Source organism: Kitasatospora sp. NPDC085464 (assembly GCF_044541955.1).
Lineage (GTDB): Bacteria > Actinomycetota > Actinomycetes > Streptomycetales > Streptomycetaceae > Kitasatospora.
In genome coordinates, this window is record NZ_JBITTM010000036.1 from 86,043 (window position 1) to 105,309 (window position 19,267).

Sequence of the window (19,267 nt, forward strand, 5' to 3'; positions counted from 1 at the left end):
TCGTTACTCCTCGCCCTTGCCGAAGCCGGTGATGCGGCCCTGGATCAGGGTCACGCCCACGATCAGCGCCGTGAGGACGAAGGCGCCGGCCGAGCCGAGACCGTAGTTCTGGGCGCCCATCGCGGTGTTGTACAGGTAGACCAGCGGTGTCTGCACGGGGGCGGTGCCGGTGCCGGAGAGGCCGCTGCTGAACAGGTTGTAGAACTCATCGAAGGCCTGGAACGCGGCGATGAACTGGAGCATCAGGACGGCGACGGAGGTGTTGCGGAGCATCGGCAGGGTGATCCGGCGCAGCAGCCGCCATCCGGTGGCGCCGTCGAGGGCGGCGGCCTCGTGGACGTCCTTCGGGATGGCCTGCAGGCCGGCCAGGAAGAGGACCATGTAGAATCCGACCTGGAGCCAGAGCCGCACGGTGATCAGGACGATCCAGTAGAGCGGCGGGTCGGTGGTCTGGATCCAGGGGACGGCGGCCATGCCGAACCAGCCGCCGACGGTGTTGGCGATGCCCGCCGGCAGGCCGTTGAACAGGCACATCTTCCACAGCAGCGAGGCGGCGACGTAGGAGACGGCGGTGGGGATCAGGAAGGCGGTGCGCACCACCGCCCGGCCCCGGCGCACGCGGTGCACCAGGAGGGCGAGGCCGAGCGAGGCGGCGAAGGTGACCGGGACGATGACGGCGGTGAACAGCAGGATCTGGCCGAGGGAGGAGCGGAAGGCCGGATCGGCGAGCAGTTGCCGGTAGTTCTCCAGGCCGACCCAGCGGCCGAGGGCGATGGTGCCGTGGGCGTCGCTGAAGCTGAGCAGGAAGCTCCAGCCGATCGCCACGTACTTGAAGATGCCGAGCCCGATCAGCATGGGCGCGGTGAGCAGCGCGAACGCTCCCCAGGCCCGGAGGTCGGCGCGTCTGCGGCGGGCCGGGACGGGGCCCCGCGGCGTGGCCGGGGGGCGCCCGGCTCGCTCGGAGCGCCGGGTGGTGTCCGAGAGGCTGTTCATCACGACCGCTGCTTGTCCAGGGCGGTCTGGGCCTGCTTGGCCGCGTCCGCGAGGAGTTGGGCGGGGTCGCCCTGCCCGGTGACGACCTTCTTGGCGGCGGCGTTGAACGGGGTGGAGACCTCGCTGTCCCAGGTGTTGGGGACGTGCTTGCCGTAGGTGGCGGCGAGCTCGACGGTCTCCTTGGCGGTGCCCTTGGCCAGCTTGTCGGCGGTGGCCGCGACGGTGGCGCGCGGCGGGACGTGGAAGCCGTAGTTCTCGGACCAGTCCTTCTGCAGGTCGGTCTGGTCGACCCACAGCCACTGGACGAACTTCTTGGCCGCGTCCACGTGCTTGCCCTTGGCGTTGACGCACGAGGTCCAGCCGCCGACCCGCAGGACGGGGCTGCCGCCGGCCTTGAGCGCGGGCCAGGGCAGGACGCCGAAGTCGTCACCGAGCGCGGTCTGGACGGCGGGCATCGCCCACAGGCCGCACCACTGCATCGGCACGACGGCCTGGACGAGGGCTGACGGGTCCCACCAGTCCGTGGTGAAGCCGAGCAGCAGGGACTGGTCGTCGGTGAGCCGCTTGAGCGCGGTGACCGCTTCGACGGCCGGCGGGGAGTCGAAGGCGACCTTGCCGTCGGTGACCAGGTCGCCGCCGTTGGAGAGCACCGCGAGGACGGGGCTGTCGCCGATGCCGTCGTTGCCGATGAACAGGCCCTTGTTCTGCTTGGTGGTGAGGGCCTTGGCCGCGGAGGCGAGCGCGTCGAAGGTGGTCGGCGGGGTGATGCCGGCCTTGCCGAGGGCGCTCTTGCGGTAGTACAGCATCATGACGTCGTCGATCGACTTGACGCCGTAGACCTTGCCGTCGACCGTCATGTAGTCGAGGTTGCCCTGGCTGAAGTCGGACTTGACGCTGCCGTACACGTCGTCGAGGGCGGCGATCTGACCGCGCCGGGCGAGCGCCTGGCTGAAGTCGCCGATCTCGAAGACGTCCGGGGCGCCGTCGGTGAGCAGGCTGGCGTTGAGCTTGCTGGTGTAGTCGCCGGGGACCCAGGTGACCTTGACGGCGATGTCGGGATTGGCCTTGGTGAAGCTCTCGGCGTACCGGGTGGCGGCCTGCTGGGTGCCGGCCTCGCCGTAAGCGTGGAACCAGACGTTCAGGGTGGTCTTCGCCCCGGAGGAGCCGGAACCGGTCGGGACGGTGCTGCAGCCGACCGCCGCGCCGGCCACGAACAGGAGGGAGCCGCCGAGGAATCCGCGTCGGCTAAGCTGTGCTCGGTGTGCGCTCATGTCGCATCCTTGAGGGTGGGTGTGGGTGTGTCCCCGGTCGGTGTCCGCCGTCGTTTGCTGCCAGGCAAGGACGGACATCGGCCGGGTGTGGGGTGGCGCTGTGGAGGCCGGGAGGTGGCCGCGCTGCTGCACGGTCGGAGCCGGGGTGGTGCGACGCTCTACGGGAAGAGCGCCTGGATGCCCAGGACGGCGGCTCCTCTGGCCCACTCCTCCCAGGGGAGCGGACGCAGGGTCAGCGGGCACTTCGCGGCGGCTTTGAAGCAGTGGGCGGCGTAGGCGTCCTTGATGTGGACGCCGAAGAGGTCGTAGGTGTCGAGGCCTTCGCCGGTGACCACGACCCGTTCGGGGCCGAGCAGGTTGACCAGCGTGGCGATGCCGGTGCCGATCGCCCGGCCGGCCCGGGCGAAGGCGTCGCGGGCGGCGGGGTCACCGCTGCGGGCGAGCTGGACGACGTCGTCGAAGTCGAGGTCCTTCTTCCCGGTGGCGGCGCGGACCGTGTCCCGGATGGCGTCGCTGGAGGCGATCGCCTCCACGCAGCCGGTCTGGCCGCAGTGGCAGACCGGTCCGGCCGGGTCGATGGAGATGTGGCCCATCTCGCCGGCGACGCCGTACGCGCCGGCGATCAGCTGGCCGTTGACGACCAGTCCGGAGCCGATGCCCGCGCCGATGGTGACCAGCGCGAAGTACTCGGTGCCGATGCCCTCGCCGAACCAGTGCTCGGCGACGGTGAGCGCCTTGACGTCGTTCTCCACGGTGACGCTCAGGCCGGTCGCCCTCGCCACCATGGCGGCCAGTGGGACGTCCCGCCAGCCTGGGAGCACCGAGTAGCGCACCCGGCCCGCGGCGCGGTCGACGTCGCCGGAGACGGCGATGCCGAGGTGGCGGGTGCGCTCGCGGAACGCCGGGTCGGCGTCGAGCACCACGTCGACGAGTTCGCACAGCAGGGCGCACACCGCCTCGGGGCTGCGGTCCTCGCCGAGGTCGCGGCCGGCTGTGGCCCGCATGCCGGCCCGCAGGTCGCAAACGGTGGCGAAGAGAGCATCGGCACTGATCTTGACGCCGACGAAGAACTCCCGCTCGACGGTGACCGCCAGTGGGTTGACCGGTCGGCCGGCCCCCGGGGCGGTGCGCTCCGGCGGGAGTTCGTGCAGGTATCCGTCGTCGATCAGCGGCCGTGCGGACTTGGTGATCGCAGTCGACGACAGTCCGGTACGGCGCGCCAGTTCGACCCGGCTCAGCGGACCCTCGGTCAGCAGCAGGGCCAGGATGGCGGTCTCGGCGGGTGCGGTGACCAGAGGCTGCGCATGGTTCGGAAACACGGCTGCAACCTACCGCCAAATAAATAACTTCGTCCAGTATTGATTCCAGGAAATATTCAGCCTACTCTCAGCACACTTCCGTGCCTGCCATCCCGGCACCGGGACCCCGCGCGGGACGGCCGCCAGCCGGCGCCCCGGCCCTCGCTCCGCCCCGCACTCCCTGGAGGCCCTCCGTGCCTGCCGCCACGCCTGCCGTCTCCTTCGACCCCGCCCTCGGCCTTGCCGTCCTGCGCACCCCGAACAGCGTGTACGCGGTTCGGATCGGCGCCGACGGCAGCCCGCGCCACCTCCACTGGGGCCCGGTCCTCGACGCCGCCGCCCTCACCACCCCCCGCTCCCCCGCCGACAGCAGCTTCGAGGACGAGGCCGCCGCCGACGAGCTCGCCCCGCAGAGCGGCGCCCGCTTCGGCCCGGCCGGCCTCCAAGTGCGGTTCGCCGACGGCACCGTCGGCGCCCAGTGGCACTTCCTCGGCCCCCGGATCGACGGCGGCGAGCTGCGCCTGCGCCTCGCCGACCGCCGCTACCCGCTGGCCGCCGAGCTCTGCTACCGGGTGCGCCCGGACAGCGACGTGATCGAGCGCTGGACCGAGCTCACCCACACCGGCGACGACGCGCCCGTCACCGTCCACCGCCTGGACTCCGCGTCCTGGACGCTGCCGCCGCTCGCCGACTACCGGATCAGCCACCTGGTCGGCGGCTGGAACAGCGAGTTCCAGCTCCACCGCGACCGGCTCCCGGTAGCCGAGACCACCCTCACCAGCCGCCGCGGCCTCACCGGCCACCACGCCGGCCCGTGGCTGGCCCTCGACGACGGCACCGCCGAGGAGGAACACGGCCAGGTGTGGAGCACCGCGCTGGCCTGGAGCGGCAGTTGGCGGATCACCGTGCACCGCGACCCGGTCGGTCGCACCACCTGGACCGGCGGCTTCGGCCACGAGGGCCTGAGCTGGCGCCTCGCCCCCGGCGAGACCCTGCGCACCCCGGTCTTCGCCGGCCTCTACAGCGCCGCCGGCTTCGGCGGCGCCAGCCGCGCCTGGCACGCCCACGTCCGCACCCGGGTACTGCCGGAACCGGAACGCGACCGGCCGGTCCTCTACAACTCCTGGGAGGCCACGGGCTTCGCCGTCGACGAGGCGGGCCAGCGGAGGCTGGCAAAGCTGGCGGCTGGCCTCGGCGTGGAACTCTTCGTCCTGGACGACGGCTGGTTCGGCGCCCGGACCAGCGACCGGGCGGGGCTCGGCGACTGGACGCCCCGCGCGCAGGCCTTCCCCGACGGCCTGCGGCCGCTCGTCGACGAAGTCCACCGCCTTGGCATGGACTTCGGCCTGTGGGTGGAGCCGGAGATGGTCAACAGCGACAGCGACCTCTACCGCGCCCATCCCGACTGGGTGCTGCACGCCCCCACGCGGGACGCCACCGAGCTGCGCAACCAGCTGGTCCTCGACCTGTCCCTGCCGGAGGTGGAGACCTGGGTCCACCGCACGCTGGACACCCTGGTCACCGGCAACGGCGTGGACTGGCTCAAGTGGGACGCCAACCGCCCCTTCACCGAGGCCGCCCGCCCCGGCGCCCCGGACCCCGACCGGGTGTGGATCGACCACGTCCGCGCCGTCCACCGGATCATGGACCGGCTGCGCGCCGACCACCCCGGGCTGCGGATCGAGGCCTGCGCCGGCGGCGGCGCCCGGGTCGACCTCGGCGTGCTCGCCCGTACGGACCAGGCGTGGACGTCCGACAACACCGACCCGGTCGACCGGATCTCCATCCAGCACGGCTTCAGCCAGCTGCTCCCCGCGCAGGCCATGGCCGCCTGGGTCACCGACAGCCCGAACGTCACCACCGGACGGACCACCCCGCTGCGCTTCCGCTTCCACGTCGCCATGGCCGGCGCACTCGGCCTCGGCGGCGACCTCACCCACTGGACGGCCGAGGAGCTGGCCGAGGCCGCCGAACTCGTCGCCCGGTACAAGGAGATCCGCCCCCTGGTCCAGCGCGGCGTCCAGCACCGGCTCACCGCGGGCGGCGGTGTCACCGCCGTCCACTACGCCACCCCGGACGGCACCGAACACGCCGTCCTCGCCTGGCGGCCGACCACCCGCTTCGGCCACCCGGCCGCCCCCCTGCGCCTGCCCGCTCTGGACGGCCGGGCCCGCTACCGCGACCTGGACACCGGCGAGGAGTACGACGGCGCGCTGCTCCGCCACCGGGGCATCGACCTGCGCCTTCCCCCGGGCGACCACGCCAGCCGGCTGCTCCGCCTGCGCCGAACCGATCGTCTGACCAACTCCACGACAGGATCCTGAAGTTGATCACGCCACCGAACACGCCCCCGAACACGCCACCGAGCACACCGCCGACCGCACCGGCCGCCACCCGGCACGTCCTGGTCGTCGGCATCGACGGCGTCCGCCTCGACCTGCTGGCTCAGCTGCACACCCCCCACCTCGACCGGGTCGCCGAGCAGGGCTTCCTCGCCCCGGTCCGGATCGACGACCCCACCCCGACCATGTCCGGCCCGTGCTGGGCCACCATCCTCACCGGCGTGGACGTCACCAAGCACGCCGTCTGGGGCAACGACCTCAGCGGCAACCGCCTGCGCGTCTTCCCGGACTTCACCACCCGGTTGGCCGCCGAACGCGGCCGCCGAACCGCCGCGGTCGGCGGCTGGGCCCCGTTGTTCCTGGCGCAGGACGGCGGCCCGCTGTTCCTCGCCCCCAGCCGGCTCTGCTACATCGCCCCGCAGGCCGACACCCCGGAGGCGTGGGAGGAGTGCGACGAGAGCGTGGCCACCGAGGCGGCCCGACTGCTCATCGGCGAGGCCGGGCTCGACGCCTGCTTCGTCTACCTCGGCTCGCCCGACGAGACGGCCCACTTCCGCGGCTGCGGAGCCGACTACCGCGAGGCCGTCGAAGCCGCCGACCGGCGCCTCGGCCGCCTGCTGTCCGCGCTGGACGGACGGCCCGGCCGCGCCGACGAGCAGTGGACGGTCATCGTGGTCACCGACCACGGCCACCGCGAGGCGGGCGGCCACGGAGGGCGCAGCACGGCCGAGCGCACCGCCTGGATCGCCGCCTGCGGCCCGGACATCCCGGCCGACGCGGCGCCCGGCGCGCTGCGGCACGCCGATGTCGCCGCACACGCCTACCGGGCGCTGGACATCCCGCTCGACCACCACTGGACCCTCGACGGCCGGCCGTTCGCCGTACGGGAGCCAAGCCTCGCCTGACCGATCCGCTGCGCAGGATGCGGCCCCTGCGCTGCGCCGGAGCCCAGTCCGCAGCCAGCAGTCCGCAGTCCGGCATGCCGAAGCCGCCTCCCGAAGTGTCTCGTTCACCGCGCCATCGCCGGCCCGACTCGATGCGCCGCGCCGGTCACCGCGTCCGCTGCGGCCACGAACCTGCAGAGCCCCGACACCGCCACCCACGACAGCGCCTGCCGCGGGCCCGGTCGGCCAGGACCGCGGAGGGCCTGGTCCGCGGCCGGCCGACCGGCCCTGGAACGCGCAGGGCTGCCGTGACGTGCTCGAACGCGGGCGCGTCGCCGGCCTGGCCGGGCGTGAGGACAGAGCACCGCGCGCAGGGCGAACGGGACGGCTGCGGGGATCCCGATCGGGGCCGGTGCCTCCCCGCCACCCCGACACGGTGCGCGCCGCCGCCGGCCGGTCCGGCGGCCTTTGCTCTGGCCCGGGTCGCTTCGGTAGCTGGTCCGCTCGCCCGGCCACCTGTTCCGCACCGGCGGCTGACGTGCCGGCCGGGATCGACGTGCCGGCCGGGATCGCGGATGAGCCGCTCCGGTGGCGGCCCTGTGCGCCCCCGGGCTCGGCCGGCAGACCGGGGGGAGAGGTCTGCCGGCCGAGCCCGTGCACTGCCCGCCCGGGCATCTTGTTGCCCGATCCGCGGGAGCAAACATCGCTGTCTCCCGCACGCCGCCGGCCGTGCCACGGACACGCGCCCGCCGGTGGCCCGGCTGTTTCGGGTGGGGCGAGGCGGCGCGGCACGGTCCCCGGCGTGTTCGAGGGCGTGCTGGAGCCGGTCGCGGGTCATTGGTGTGGGGTGTCGATGCGAGGTGCGGCTCCCGGTATCACAAGCCTGCGTCCGGGCATACGCGGAACCATGCCGACGCGATTGCCCGACCAGCGAGTCCTTCCGCCGGCCCTGACCATGCAGTGGCTGGGGATGGCGTTCGTCCACTGGTCCTACCCGCCCGGCCTGGTCCAGCGGCTCCTTCCCGCAGGCCTGACGGTCGACCGGTACACGGACCGGGCGTGGGTGGGGCTGACACCGTTCACCATGGCCAAGGTCCGGGTGGCCGGTCGCGTCCCCTTCCCGGCCGACACGTTCCCGGAAGCCAACCTGCGCACCTACGTCCGCGGCCCGCACGGACGCGACGACCTCTGGTTCTTCTCCCTCGACACCACCCACCTTCTGCTCACCCTCGCCGCCAACGCCGTCCTGGGTGCCCCCTACCGGCGCGCCTGGCTGGAGACCGAGGAGCGCCGGGGCCTGGTCACCTACCGCGGCCGGCGAGCGGGCCAGACCGCCTCCTATCGGATCGCCCTGCGCCCGGGGCCGGCCCTGGAACCCACCGACTTCCAGACATGGCTGACCTCCCGCCGGCGCGCCTACACCCGCCACCTCGGCGCGCTGTGGGAGACACCCGTGGAGCACGAACCGTGGCCCCTGCGGAGCACCACGGACGTCACCGTCGTCCAGGACCTGACCACGGCCGCGAGCCTGCCCGAGCCGGTGGACCCGCCGGTCGTCCACTTCTCGGACGGGGTCCGCCGGGTGCGCCTGGGGGTCACCCGACCCGCCTCGTGAACGGGAACGGGTGACGACGGGTCAGGACGGCTCGGAAGGGCCGTGCTGCCCGGCCGCGCAGGCGTTCGGCGGCTGCGGGTCCTTCAGGGCTGGCGCAGTTCCCGGACCGTTCGCTTACGTTCCTCGCGGACGCCGCCATGGGCGCCGCCCAAGAACTACGAGACGAACTGCGCGAACCCGCGGCCCAAGCCCTGGACACCCTGAAATCCACCGCCCAGGACGCCGCCCGAACCAGCAAGGAGGCCACCCAGGTCGCGGGCCAACAGATCGTGTGCCGGACATTCGGGCCTCCTCCGTGCGGTGGCGCTGGGTACCTTGAGCGGATCGCGGGTGGCGGACTTCTTCGCCTCCTCCAGGCGGCCTCCGCGTTCGAGGAGGCGGTTGCGTCCCAGGGCCGTGCCCGCCCCGGGGAGCACGGTCTTTCCGGTGGTGTGGAAGCCGGCGTCGGACGCAACTGGTACCCGGCCGCCGGACGCCCATGCGGGCGCACCGGACAGACCACCCGCATGCCGCAGCCCACCGCGCGAACCCATCGCGGGGCCGGCCGGCTGCCGTGGGGCAGTCACGTGTGGTACCGGCGTCAGGCGTGGTCGCGTGGTCGCGTGGTCGCGTGGTCGCGTGGTCGCGCGGTCGGGCGGTCGGGCGGTGATCCGGAGTCGGTCAGTTCGCGGCGGGTCGGGTGTCGGGCCGGAAGCGGAAGGAGAGGGCCTCCAGGAGGGGCTTGCGCTGGGTCTTCTGGACGGCGGCGATGCGCCACTGGCCGTCGGCCTCGCGGACCAGCGTGTAGGTGGCGAGTTTGCCGAGCCGGCCGGGCTTGGCGCTGCTCTTGCGCACGTCGCCGCGGGTCACTGCGACGGCGGTGTCGCCGCCGTAGAAGCGCAGGTCGACGAGGTCGATGTCCAGACGGGTGCCCTTGAGGAAGCTGTCGCACAGGGCTCGGTGGGCGCGGCCGATCTCGGTTCCGCCGTGGTAGAGGGTGCCGGCGTAGGTGACGTCGGTGGCGTCGGCGGTGAAGCACGCACCGTAGGCGGCGCCGTCGCCGGCGGCCCAGGCGGCGGCCCCGCGGTGGAGCAGGGCGTGGACCTCGGCGCCACCGACCTGTACGCGCTGAACGTCCTGGAGCTCTGCGGCCCGATGACCCCCGGGGAACTGGGCGCGCGCACGGGTCTGACCACCGGCCCCACCACACGCCTCGTCGACCGGCTGGAGACGGCCGGCTACGTCCGCCGTGCCCCCTCCCCCGATGACCGGCGCAAGGTGATCGTCGAACCCGTCGGGAAGCCCGCCGGCCTCGACGAGGCGATGACCCCCGCCCGCCGCCGGATCGGCGAACTCCTCAGCAGCTACACGCCCGAGCAGCTGGAAGTCCTCTTCGACTACTTCGCCCGCGCCACCGACGCCTACCAGGCCGCGGCGGACCAACTGCGCCACCACGAGACCGGCTGACGCCCACGGCAGTGGTTGCGGCCGCCGACACCCGGGCGACGGCGGCGACACCGAGGGCGGAGCGCATCCGGTCGTTGCCGCGGCTCAGCCCTGGCCGGCCCCCCGACTGCGTCCGCCGGTCACAGGGCTGTGAGCAGTTGGGGGGAGAGATTCTTGATCATCGTATTGGTCCAGCGCATCTGCCGGAGGGTCTGGGGATGGCAGGCGGTTGCCAGGTCGAGGAGGCAATCGTCGGTGGTCGCCTGGGCGGCTTGGGCGAGCATCTCCCAGTGGAGGGAGTTCTCGGTGGCGGCGAGATGGAGGCCGCGCAGGTCATGCAGGAGGAGCAGGCCGGGTTCCGGGCGGCGTCCGTTGGCCTCGGCTGCCTTCTCCCGCAGGGTCGCGAGGAATCCGGGTGAGGGGTCGTCGGCCGGGCCGGACAGGTCGAGGCCGTAGTGCCGGCCGGTGCCGGCCAGGCGCTCGGAGTGCTCGCGGGACCAACGGGCGAGGTCGGTGGCGACGTGGTGGATTTCGTGGTCGGTGCGGTGGCGTTCGGCGACCTTCAGCAGTTCCTCCTCCAGGTCGCGCTCGCCGTGGTGAAGGGCTTTGAGGGTGACGGTGATGCCGCTCATGGCCGGGTTCCTTCCTCTCCGGCGGTGTGCTGGGTGGCGTGGGCGGCGGGCCCGCCGACGGTAGCCGGTACGCTGCCGGGCTCGGCGGGCGCGGAAGCGGTGGTGGTGGGTGCGGGGCCGGGGGTGCCGTCAGTGCGCCGGAGGAGCGTGACCCGGGCGGCGGCGGTCTTGTAGAGGGGCTGCTTGGACGCGGGGTTCCAGTCGGTGACGGTGGTTTCGTTCGCGGCCCGCCCGGCCCGCCTGGGGCGGCCGGTGGCCCGCGGTGGTGTCCCAGTAGCCGTAGTGGAACGGCAGGAAGACCATGCCGTCGCGGATGGCGGTGATGCGCAGCCTGGCCGCCACGGCCCCGCGCGCGGTGCTGACCTCGACCAGGTCGCCTTCCTGTAGGTCCCGGGCGGCGGCTTCGGCTGCCGACATCTCGGCCCAGACATCAGGGGCGGCCGCGTTGAGCTGCGGGGCGCGGCCGGTCTTCGTCCGGGTGTGGAAGTGGTAGAGGGTGCGGCCGGTGTTCAGCTGGAGCGGGTACTCCTCGCTGGTGTCCTCGTGCGGCGGCAGGTACTCGGCGGCTTTGAGCACCGCCTTCCCGTCGGGGTTCAGGGCACGGTACTCGATCTCGGTCACGGAGGAACCGGTGACCAGATCCTTGCCGAAGCTCTCGCAGGCGTCGGGGTGCGCCCAGGCGGGTCCGTCGGCGTACAGGCGTTCGGTGCCCTCCGGGGCCTGTCCGGTGCAGGGCCACTGGATGCCGCCGCCCCGGAGCCTGTCGTAGTCGAGCCCGGTGTAGTCGCAGGGACGGCCGGCACTGCAGCGCTGCCACGCCCGGAACGCCGACTGCGGGTCGTGCCAGGTGATCAGTGGGCCGCCGTCCTGGTCGCGGAACTCCATCCGGCGGGCGTAGTCGAGGAAGATGTCCAGGTCGGCGCGGGCCGAGCCGGGCGGTTCCACGGCCTTCTCCGAGAGGTGCACGGTGCGGTCCGCGTTGGTGAAGGTGCCGGTCTTCTCGCCCCAGGTCGCGGCGGGCAGCACCACGTCGGCGAGTTGCGCGGTCTCGGTGAGGAAGAGGTCCTGGACGACGATGAAGAGCCGTTCCTGTCCCAGGATCGGACGAATGCGGTGCAGCTCGGGCAGTGAGACGGCGGGGTTGGTGCCACTGATCCACAGCAGCCGGATGCTGCCCTGTTCGGCGAACCGGAACATCTGCATCGCCGGAGTGGGTGGCGCGTAGTGCGGGATCCGGGAGGGTTCGACGTTCCAGATCCGGGCGAGCTCGGCGACGTGCCGGCCGTTCTCCCAGTTGCGGAAGCCCGGCAGGTCGCCGTTGGCGCCGCACTCGCGGGTGTTCTGCGCTGTGGGCTGGCCGTTCATCTGGAGCAGGCCGCAGCCGGGGCGACCGAGCATGCCGCGGATCAGGTGGAGGTTGTTGACCTGGACGGCGGCGGCGGTCGCCTGGTGGGACTGGTAGAAGCCCTGCAGGACGGTGGAGAGCAGCCGCTGCGCGCCGCCCAGCAGTTCGGTGGCCTCGGTGATCCTCCGGGCCGGCACGTCGCAGATCGCGGCGGCCCACTCGACGGTGGAGTCGGCGAGTCGGGCCGCACGGCGGACCAGGACCGCAGAACGGGGAGGCCATCGACCAGGCCCGGGCGCAGCGCGGAGCCGGACAGTGGGGCCGGCGTGTCGGGCGGGATCGGCGGGCGGGCCCGGTGGCGGGGTCGGGTGGCCTGGTCGAGGGCGGGAGCGGGCTCGCCGGTTCGGCCTGGCCTGGCTAAGGGGCCTCGGAGCCGGAGCCGGAGCCGGAGCCGGAGCCGGATGATCGTGGCCTCTTCAGCGCCCGTCGTCATCTGACGGCCCAGTCGTCGTTGGCATATCCGCGGTTGACGCGGCGCCCGTCTCGTCGTTGATCTGGAAGGTGATGACGTCGACGTCGTCGGTTCCCGCCAGTCCCGGGTAGTGGTTCTTGAGTCCTTCCCGGAGTTCGGCTGCGGTCGTCAGCCCCTCCGCTTGGGCATCCTGGTTGGTGAGGTCGCTGACCAGGCAGTGCCTGATGCCGGTCACCTGTGCCGACAGGACGACCTCGGGGTCGCTCTCGAACACCAGCCGTGCCGGCCCGAGCTGGGCCGGGTCCCGGAAGCGGGTGGTCTTGGTCTTGGTGCCGGAGCGGACCGCTTCGAGGTAGCGGGGGTTGAACCGGATGATCGGGGGACCGGCCGTCTCGGGGTCTCGGAAGAGCGATGGGTCGAGAGCGTTCATGCCCGCCTCCGGAGTCCATTGCTGAGCCAGCGGCATCAGGTCGGCGGCGAGAACGGACCTGAGCCCCGCGGGCGTGGGCACGATGACGCGCATGGTGGGGTAGTAGTCGACGAAGACCTGCCGATCGCGCCCACACGGGCCGATGACTCCGCGCCCGTGGTTTCCCACAGCGACGATGCAGCGCATCTGGCGGGCGCCCTGGGCTCGCGCGGCCGCCAGAGTCACGAGTTCGGCGCAGGGTCCGCCGGTGAAGTGGTAGAGGTTCACGCCGGCAAACATCCGGTAGTCGGCGGCCATGACCGCGGCGCCGACCGTGTGGATCCCGTCCTCGTCGGGCCCGGCGTCGGTATGCACGTCTATGGTGCGGCGTGCCAGCTCGACGAGCTCACGCTCGTCATCATCGAGAGCTCGTGCAGATGACGGTACGTACACCTTTGGCCTTCCCTTCCGTCAGCAGTCGCCGAAGAGCATTCCACGCCACGCTGGTGGGCTCCACGGGATTTCGGCTTGCCTTGGCTGGGCACCTGCCTTCACCGTCGGCATCAATGGGCCACCACAGCCACGGCAGAGCCGCGGCCCGGGATCGACGTCCGTGACCATGGTCCCGTGGGCAGGGGAGCGCCCTGGCTGAGCCTGGTCGCCCTCCGCGCGATCCGCCGCCTGATCGCCCGCCCTCAGCCGGCCTTGCCGCCGCAGCACTGATCATGTCCTGCACTGGTCCCGCTGGCGGCGTCGACGCCAACGTCAGGCCCCAGCCCAACGGCTGAAGCCCCGACACGGTAAGCACCGTTCCAGTATTCGGGCGTGTATCGAAAGCACGGACAGGCCGGGCGGAGTGACGCCCCGGTCCGGCCCGTCCGCTCTCTGCTAAAGGTCGAGCTGATGCTGGTGTGTCGTGTGCGTGGGTGTGTAGCCGAGACCGTCGTTGATCCGTCGCATGTGCGCGTTGCTGTCGGCGGTGTCGGTCAGGAGGCCATCGAGGTCCGGATAGTCCCCGTGGACTTGTCGGATCGACTCGGCCTTCATCCATCGGCCGAGGCCGTGACCACGGTGCTCGGGCAGCACGCCCGTGCCGTAGTGCTGGCCGTCACCTGCGCCGTTGCCGGGGATGACGAGTTCGGTGAACCCGGCGATCGAACCATTTGAGGCGTCGATGGCGACGACGGTGTGCAGGTGGTCGCCGCGCTGTTCGACGGCCTTCGCCGCGGCCCGCACACGGTCCACGTCCCAGGCCACGGTGCCGTACTCGGCGTCGTCCATGGGCATGTCGTCCATGGCGCGGCGTGAGGCGGCGAACGTCCGAGCGAGGTCGTCGGGGACGGTTCCCTGCCATGACGTCAGCCGGTAGCCGGGATAAGGACGCTCGACGATCCCTGCGAGGACGGTGGTGTCCACCTCGGCCAGTGCCAGGCGGGTGTACCTGAAGGTGAGAACCTTTCGGAAACCGCGCGCCGCCAGGAAGTGGTCGCCGGGCGATCCGGCTTCTGCCTGCGCGATGACGCGGCGTCGGGCGTCGTCCCGGGCGGTGGCCACGACGGTGTCGAGGAGCCGGGAGCCGACGCCTTTGCGGCGCTCCGCGGGATGAACGCGGAGGTCGAGCTCGGCAAGGTGCTCCTGTCCGCCGTCGAGCAGGCGCAGAAAGGCGCTCCCGACAGGGATGGAGTCCGCGTCCGACGCCAGCCAGGCGAGACGCCGGCCGTGCGGCCCGCGAGCGGGGTCGGTCAGTGGGGTGATGCGAAGGGACAAGGTGTCTCCGTCGAGAGGAGGTGGCAAGGGTCAGTACGCGAGCTCAACTCCTGGGCACTCGTGCGCATGTGCTCTACACCTCCTGGTCGACAGCGCCGGCCTGCACCGATGCGGGCGGCTGGGTGAACCTAGCTGGCCGACGGACCCCTGGGCAACGGATTAACGAAAAGGCGGTGCGGGCGTGTGGTCACGGCCACTCGTTGATGGCCGCGACGAGAACGGTCGCCTCATAGCGGACCGCGAGCTTGTCGTATCTCGTGGCCGCGGCGCGATGCCTTTTGAGGCGATTGATGCCGCATTCGACCGCGTGCCGAGCCTTGTAGTCCTCGGCGTCGAACTTGGGCGGCCGGCCGCCGCGAGCGTCGAGTCTCTTTCGGTTGCGGGCCTGGTCGGCCTTCTCCGGGATAGTGCGGCGAATGCCGCGTCGGCGCAGGTGGGCACGGTTTCTGCGGGAGGCGTACGCCTTGTCGGCCGCACGCGATCGGGGCGGACGGGTGGCCGGCCCGGTCCGACGCGGGCACGCGAATCTTCTCCCCCGCTTTGAACTGCGGCGAGTCTCCACGCTGCCCGGCCGTCACTACGATCACTTCTGCCCCTGCTCAACGGCCAGGTGCAGCTTGGTGGTGAACCCACCGCGCGAACGCCCCAGCCCGTGATCACCAGGCTCGGTGAAGACACCACCCGGTGACTCCTTCTGCAGGTCACCCCGCTTGGGGGTCCCGGCCGCGTGCTCGTGGGCACGGCACACCGTGGAGTCGACGCTCAGGTCCCACGTGATCGCACCCTTCGCGTCGGCCAGGGACTGGAGGTGGGTGAGGATCCGGTGCCAGGCGCCATCCCGTTGCCACCGGCGGAACAGGTCGTAGCTCCGGCCCCACGGCCCGTGCTCGACGGGTACGTCCCGCCACGGAACACCGGTCCGGACCCGGAACCGTATGCCGTCGATCAACTGCCGCCGAGGCCAGACAGGCGGCCGACCTGTCTTCACGCCCTTCGGCAGCAACGGCTCCAGCGCTGCCCACTGCTTGTCCGTGAGATCTCCCCGTCCCATGAACGGTGATCATTCACTGCCTCAAGATCCACTTTCGACACACGGCCTAGCTTAGCTAGTGCCGTATCAGGCAACGTTCGCCTCGTCGTGACGTGTCGCCCGGTTGCTGAGCCGGGCGACACCGGACCGACAGAATGATCACGTGGCTGAACGTGTGCAGGTCCGTGAGATCGATGACGACGAGGGCAGACGGCTGTTGCGGATCGTCCGCCGGGGCGCCGGGTCGGTGGTGACCTGGCGCCGGGCCCAGATGGTGCTGCTGTCCGCCCAGCGCATGCCCGAGGGCCTGGACCTGCGGCAGCGGGTCTACGACATTGCCGCGGCCGACGCCCGCGCGAAGGTCACCCCAGGCGCAGCGCGTGATCATTCTGGATTCGAGTGCCGTGTCCGCGCTGGCCGCCGGTCATCGGCGTCTGCACCGGATTGTGGACTCGGCGATGAAGAGCCCGTTCCAGCACCTGCTGGTGCCGGTGCTGTGTCTGGTGGAGGCCGAGATCAAGGACGAGAGTGCCGCGCAGGCGGTGCCGGCGCTGCCCTCGCTGGTGTTCAAGGCGCTCGCCGCGACCACCGCCATGGTGGTGGCCGCGATGGTGCGGGACGGGTTCGGGGGGCAGGGTTCGGCGCATGCGATCGCGGCGAGTCTCCCGACCCCGGTGCGTCCGCAGCCGCACCTGATCCTGACGGCCGATCCGGAGCTCTACCCGCCCGGGATCGTCGTCGCCGTCGACATCGACGACCCCCGCCTGGAGCCGTAGGTCGGCCACTCCACCGATTCCCGGAAGCAGCGCCCGCACCGGTTGCACGCACGTCGGCCGCAGGCCCACCCCGTCATGACGCGGCTTCGGACCGGAAAACGGCGGTGCGGGCTCGCGCATGACCCCGGGCCCGCGCGGGCGGAGCGCGGCTTTCACCGGTCGGCCAGGAGTGCCGTTTCCGGGGTCTTCACCGGCGCGAGCCCCTCGTGCCGGCCGGGGCCTGGCACCGTGGCCGTCAGCGTCACCCCGCGCCCCGGGCACCCTCGCGGTGGATGACCGGGCAACACCTCTCAGGGCAAGGGGCGTTCGCAGCGAGGGGGCCGGGCGGGTACCTCACTCCCGGCCCCCAAGCCGCGTCTGGCGGCCGGCCCGACATCCCTCCTGGTGCTGGGACGAGCGTGCGGTGGGAAGGCGGTCAGCGGTGCAGGATGTCGGAGTGCCGGGTGAACTGGCCTGCGAGCCGCACCGTGACGAAGGCGATCGCATACCCCGCGGTGAACAGCACCACCGGCCGCACGACGAGCGGCAGGTGGGTGGGTCCCATGTCCAGCAGCAGCGGGCTGAGCAGGGGCGGCCCGGCAAGGACCGCTGTGGCCAGGGCAGCCTGCCCGACCGCGCGTGCGGTGCAGGCGATGGCGACTCCGGTGACCACCGGGGCGACGAAGTCGAACGCCGTGTGGAGGGCCCGTTCCCCGAAGAAGCTCCCGGCCACGCTCAAGGCGATCTCCCCGGCCATGATCGAGAGGGCCACCGCCCACGGGACAGCGCGGCTCGGGTGCGATGTGCGATCCGGCGGGGCGACCAGCACGACAGCGGCGTTGAACACGAGCAGGACGGCCTGGTAGTCGCGCAGGAGCGGCTGGAAGAGCACCGGGAGCAGGGAGGCAGCCACGACGGCCACCAGGGCCAGGCACCTAGCGGCCGTCCAGCGTCCGGCCAGCACCGCCACCGCCATCAGTGCGGCGGGGGCGAGCATCAGCGCCGTGACGGCGACGACGCGGGCACCGGAGGGCCCGTACCAGTCGAGCCCTTCACCGTGAATGACCTGGGCGATCGACCACAGGTGCCAGGCCGCGTACGTGCCGGCGAGCACCGCGGCGAGCGGAGCCGCCGTGGCCAGCGCCTGACCCGGCGGCCGGTGGGGAACCAGGCCCAGCCGGACCCGGGCGCCGTACCCGGCCACGTCCGCGACCTCGCGCAGCCCGGCAAGCCGGCCCGTGCCGGCGATGTGCTGTCCGGCGTGGTGGGCGATCTCGGCCCGTGCGCCGTCACCGTAGGAAGCCGGGTAGAGCGAGAGTGCCCAGTGCAGCAGTCGGGCGTTCGCCGGGAGCCGGTCCGCAGTCATGCCGCACCTCCCGCGAACCGGGGCCGGGAGGCCGCGAGACGCCGGTCGGCCTCGCGCAGGGCGGCGCGCATCCGCTCGCTCTCGTCCGTGAGCGCCGTGGTACCGGCCGAGGTGAGGGCGAAGACGCGGCGCGGGCGCCCGTCGACCGTCTCCTCCCGCTCGACCCGGATCAGCCCTTCCGCCAGCAGCCGGTCCAGAGTCCCGTACAGCGAGCCGGCACCGAGGCGCACCCGACCGTCGGAGATCGCTGCCACCTCGTCGCCGAGCGCGTAGCCGTGCCGGGGCCGGTCCGCGAGGGCTGTTAACAGCAGGAAGGTGGGCTCCTGCATGGAGCGCTTCTTCGTCATGCCCGCCATCATAGTACGGTCACCGTAGTGTGCGGCAGGGTGAAGACCCGATCGGCCGTCAACATCGCCATCGCGCCGGCCTGGTGACCCTGGCCGGCCACCTGCCGAGCCCGGCACGCCCCAGGAGGTCATCGAACTGCCGCTGGATTCCAGCACGAATCCACCGAGCCCCGTAACAGCTGCCCCGCACCGCCACACCGCCTCCTGACAACAGCCCGCAACGGGCGAAATCCGGCGCTCGTAGCGCGCCACCCGTCGGTGGCGAAGACGTGCAGGCGTCGCCACCGAACAGACTGGTGCGGGTGAGCCGGTGAGCCCGCCGGTGTGGAGCAGGAGGATCTCGCCGGGAAGAAGTCGAGCGCACGATCAATCGCCTGAAGCACTTCCGCGCCGTTGCGACGCGCTTCGACAAAGGCGCCTACGTCTTCCACGGGACAGTCAGCGTTGCGTCGATCCGGCTCTGGCTCCGGTGAGTAGATCAAGTATCCCAAGATCCGGACGTGTCTGTCACCGCCCTCCGGGAGGATATTTTGTCGTGTTTTGCACACCTAGGGTTGCGGATGACCAGCGAGAACTTCGATCTGACGTGGAGTCGGGATGGCATCTGACATTGCCGCAGTGGCTGCGGAACTCAACATGATGGTTGCGGCAGATCACCAGGCCGCGCGCAATGCGAACAGCGATGACCCGGCGGAGCAGTTGGCGTGGCGGCGCTTGACCGCGCGGCACGCGGACCGTCTTAGCGAGATCATGGACGCGCACGGATGGCCGACCGCGGAGCTGGTCGGTGAGGACGCGGCCCGGGCCGCGTGGCTGATCGCGCAGCACGCCGACCGGCAGCTCGACGTTCAGCGGCGCGCGCTGCGGCTGATGGAGCAGGCGGTGGCCGACGACACTGCTAGCCCGCGAGATCTGGCCTTCCTGCGGGATCGCACCCTTGTGAACGAAGGGAGGAAGCAGATCTACGGCACGCAGATCGCCGGCGTGAAGGACGGCTCGCCGATCCCGTGGCCCTGCGAGGAACCCGAGCGCATGGACGAGCGCCGTGCAGAGGCGGGAATCCCGCCGTTCGCCGAGTACATCGCTCAGTTCTCTATCGCCTGACGCCCTTGCATCCGGCGGATCACGCTCACGCGTGATCCGCCGGACAGGCTCTAGGGCGTGTTTCGAAAGTGCTGGTCACAGCCACTCGTTGATGGCTGCGACCAGCACGGTCGCTTCTCTCGCCGACGGGTGAAAACTGACCGCTGAACGGCGGACCAACGGTGACCCACCTCGCGATCGTCTGATCATCCTGATCTTCATTGAGGGTCAGG

Annotated in this window: 16 protein-coding genes and 5 pseudogenes; 8 read left to right on the forward strand and 13 right to left on the reverse strand. The window is 71.7% G+C overall.

All coding sequences use genetic code 11. The features are described from left to right. Window positions 1-3: 3 nt before the first annotated feature. The 3 genes from ACIGG8_RS29400 to ACIGG8_RS29410 form a co-directional block, all read right to left on the reverse strand. Window positions 4-993 (reverse strand): carbohydrate ABC transporter permease, encoded by a 990-nt coding sequence (locus tag ACIGG8_RS29400; protein ID WP_396551797.1) that lies wholly within the window; start codon window positions 991-993, stop codon window positions 4-6. Continuing rightward, a complete protein-coding gene (locus ACIGG8_RS29405; protein ID WP_396551798.1) occupies window positions 993-2,264 on the reverse strand; it encodes an ABC transporter substrate-binding protein in 1,272 nt (423 codons plus the stop codon). Before ACIGG8_RS29405 ends, ACIGG8_RS29400 begins: the two co-directional genes overlap by 1 nt. 158 nt (window positions 2,265-2,422) lie before the next feature. After that, entirely contained in the window at window positions 2,423-3,583 is a 1,161-nt protein-coding gene (locus ACIGG8_RS29410; protein ID WP_396551799.1) for an ROK family protein, read from the reverse strand. 173 nt (window positions 3,584-3,756) lie between these two features. Between ACIGG8_RS29410 and ACIGG8_RS29415 the strand changes: the two genes are divergently transcribed. Both ACIGG8_RS29415 and ACIGG8_RS29420 read left to right on the forward strand, forming a co-directional pair. Next, the gene (locus tag ACIGG8_RS29415; RefSeq protein WP_396551800.1) at window positions 3,757-5,886 is read left to right on the forward strand and encodes an alpha-galactosidase; all 2,130 of its coding nucleotides are present in this window, start codon (window positions 3,757-3,759) and stop codon (window positions 5,884-5,886) included. A 2-nt stretch (window positions 5,887-5,888) separates the two neighbouring features. Continuing rightward, the gene (locus ACIGG8_RS29420) at window positions 5,889-6,809 is read left to right on the forward strand and encodes an alkaline phosphatase family protein (protein WP_396551801.1); all 921 of its coding nucleotides are present in this window, start codon (window positions 5,889-5,891) and stop codon (window positions 6,807-6,809) included. A gap of 157 nt (window positions 6,810-6,966) precedes the next feature. Here the strand turns inward: ACIGG8_RS29420 and ACIGG8_RS29425 are convergent. Then, window positions 6,967-7,143 (reverse strand): annotated as a pseudogene (locus ACIGG8_RS29425) (IS5/IS1182 family transposase); the annotation flags it as partial. A 552-nt stretch (window positions 7,144-7,695) separates the two neighbouring features. Here ACIGG8_RS29425 and ACIGG8_RS29430 point away from each other — a divergent pair. Continuing rightward, entirely contained in the window at window positions 7,696-8,403 is a 708-nt protein-coding gene (locus ACIGG8_RS29430; RefSeq protein ID WP_396551802.1) for a YqjF family protein, read from the forward strand. Window positions 8,404-9,063: 660 nt separating this feature from the next. On the opposite strand, the gene ACIGG8_RS29435 is transcribed toward ACIGG8_RS29430, so the two are convergent. Next, a complete protein-coding gene (locus tag ACIGG8_RS29435) occupies window positions 9,064-9,477 on the reverse strand; it encodes an SgcJ/EcaC family oxidoreductase (protein WP_396551815.1) in 414 nt (137 codons plus the stop codon). 3 nt (window positions 9,478-9,480) lie between these two features. Between ACIGG8_RS29435 and ACIGG8_RS29440 the strand changes: the two genes are divergently transcribed. Beyond that, window positions 9,481-9,849, forward strand: coding sequence for a MarR family winged helix-turn-helix transcriptional regulator (locus ACIGG8_RS29440; protein ID WP_396551803.1), 369 nt, complete (start codon window positions 9,481-9,483; stop codon window positions 9,847-9,849). A gap of 119 nt (window positions 9,850-9,968) precedes the next feature. Here ACIGG8_RS29440 and ACIGG8_RS29445 read toward each other — a convergent pair whose 3' ends face one another. The 5 genes and pseudogenes from ACIGG8_RS29445 to ACIGG8_RS29465 form a co-directional block, all read right to left on the reverse strand. Beyond that, the gene (locus ACIGG8_RS29445) at window positions 9,969-10,460 is read right to left on the reverse strand and encodes a hypothetical protein (RefSeq protein ID WP_396551804.1); all 492 of its coding nucleotides are present in this window, start codon (window positions 10,458-10,460) and stop codon (window positions 9,969-9,971) included. Next, window positions 10,457-12,053: pseudogene (locus tag ACIGG8_RS29450) on the reverse strand (molybdopterin oxidoreductase family protein); the annotation flags it as partial. The gene ACIGG8_RS29445 and the pseudogene ACIGG8_RS29450, both read right to left, overlap by 4 nt. A 228-nt stretch (window positions 12,054-12,281) precedes the next feature. Continuing rightward, entirely contained in the window at window positions 12,282-13,139 is an 858-nt protein-coding gene (locus ACIGG8_RS29455) for an ASCH domain-containing protein (protein ID WP_396551805.1), read from the reverse strand. Window positions 13,140-13,574: 435 nt separating this feature from the next. Beyond that, window positions 13,575-14,453: a GNAT family N-acetyltransferase gene (locus ACIGG8_RS29460; protein WP_396551806.1), complete on the reverse strand. Its 879-nt coding sequence runs from the start codon at window positions 14,451-14,453 to the stop codon at window positions 13,575-13,577. Window positions 14,454-14,640: 187 nt separating this feature from the next. Then, window positions 14,641-15,504, reverse strand: a pseudogene (locus ACIGG8_RS29465) (IS5 family transposase). A 142-nt stretch (window positions 15,505-15,646) separates the two neighbouring features. On the opposite strand from ACIGG8_RS29465, the pseudogene ACIGG8_RS29470 reads away from it, so the two are divergent. Further along, window positions 15,647-15,784, forward strand: a pseudogene (locus tag ACIGG8_RS29470) (IS630 family transposase); the annotation flags it as partial. A gap of 157 nt (window positions 15,785-15,941) precedes the next feature. After that, window positions 15,942-16,259 (forward strand): hypothetical protein, encoded by a 318-nt coding sequence (locus tag ACIGG8_RS29475; RefSeq protein WP_396551817.1) that lies wholly within the window; start codon window positions 15,942-15,944, stop codon window positions 16,257-16,259. A gap of 415 nt (window positions 16,260-16,674) precedes the next feature. Here the strand turns inward: ACIGG8_RS29475 and ACIGG8_RS29480 are convergent, their stop codons facing one another. Further along, a complete protein-coding gene (locus ACIGG8_RS29480; protein WP_396551807.1) occupies window positions 16,675-17,604 on the reverse strand; it encodes a hypothetical protein in 930 nt (309 codons plus the stop codon). Next, the gene (locus ACIGG8_RS29485) at window positions 17,601-17,951 is read right to left on the reverse strand and encodes a PadR family transcriptional regulator (RefSeq protein ID WP_396551808.1); all 351 of its coding nucleotides are present in this window, start codon (window positions 17,949-17,951) and stop codon (window positions 17,601-17,603) included. Before ACIGG8_RS29485 ends, ACIGG8_RS29480 begins: the two co-directional genes overlap by 4 nt. Before the next feature lie 341 nt (window positions 17,952-18,292). On the opposite strand from ACIGG8_RS29485, the pseudogene ACIGG8_RS29490 reads away from it, so the two are divergent. Beyond that, window positions 18,293-18,424 (forward strand): annotated as a pseudogene (locus tag ACIGG8_RS29490) (IS5/IS1182 family transposase); the annotation flags it as partial. Between the two features lie 124 nt (window positions 18,425-18,548). Continuing rightward, window positions 18,549-19,055, forward strand: coding sequence for a DUF6624 domain-containing protein (locus tag ACIGG8_RS29495; protein ID WP_396551809.1), 507 nt, complete (start codon window positions 18,549-18,551; stop codon window positions 19,053-19,055). A gap of 25 nt (window positions 19,056-19,080) precedes the next feature. On the opposite strand, the gene ACIGG8_RS29500 is transcribed toward ACIGG8_RS29495, so the two are convergent. Beyond that, on the reverse strand, window positions 19,081-19,267 hold a 187-nt coding region (locus ACIGG8_RS29500; protein WP_396551810.1), incomplete at its 5' end, for a hypothetical protein.

Bases quoted from the DNA above. Each gene is read 5' to 3' on its own strand.
- ACIGG8_RS29445 (WP_396551804.1), bottom strand. From the start codon at position 10,460: ATGAGCGGCATCACCGTCACCCTCAAAGCCCTTCACCACGGCGAGCGC.
- ACIGG8_RS29475 (WP_396551817.1), top strand. From the start codon at position 15,942: ATGAAGAGCCCGTTCCAGCACCTGCTGGTGCCGGTGCTGTGTCTGGTG.
- ACIGG8_RS29480 (WP_396551807.1), bottom strand. From the start codon at position 17,604: ATGACTGCGGACCGGCTCCCGGCGAACGCCCGACTGCTGCACTGGGCA.
- ACIGG8_RS29400 (WP_396551797.1), bottom strand. From the start codon at position 993: ATGAACAGCCTCTCGGACACCACCCGGCGCTCCGAGCGAGCCGGGCGC.
- ACIGG8_RS29430 (WP_396551802.1), top strand. From the start codon at position 7,696: ATGCCGACGCGATTGCCCGACCAGCGAGTCCTTCCGCCGGCCCTGACC.
- ACIGG8_RS29405 (WP_396551798.1), bottom strand. From the start codon at position 2,264: ATGAGCGCACACCGAGCACAGCTTAGCCGACGCGGATTCCTCGGCGGC.
- ACIGG8_RS29485 (WP_396551808.1), bottom strand. From the start codon at position 17,951: ATGACGAAGAAGCGCTCCATGCAGGAGCCCACCTTCCTGCTGTTAACA.
- ACIGG8_RS29495 (WP_396551809.1), top strand. From the start codon at position 18,549: ATGGCATCTGACATTGCCGCAGTGGCTGCGGAACTCAACATGATGGTT.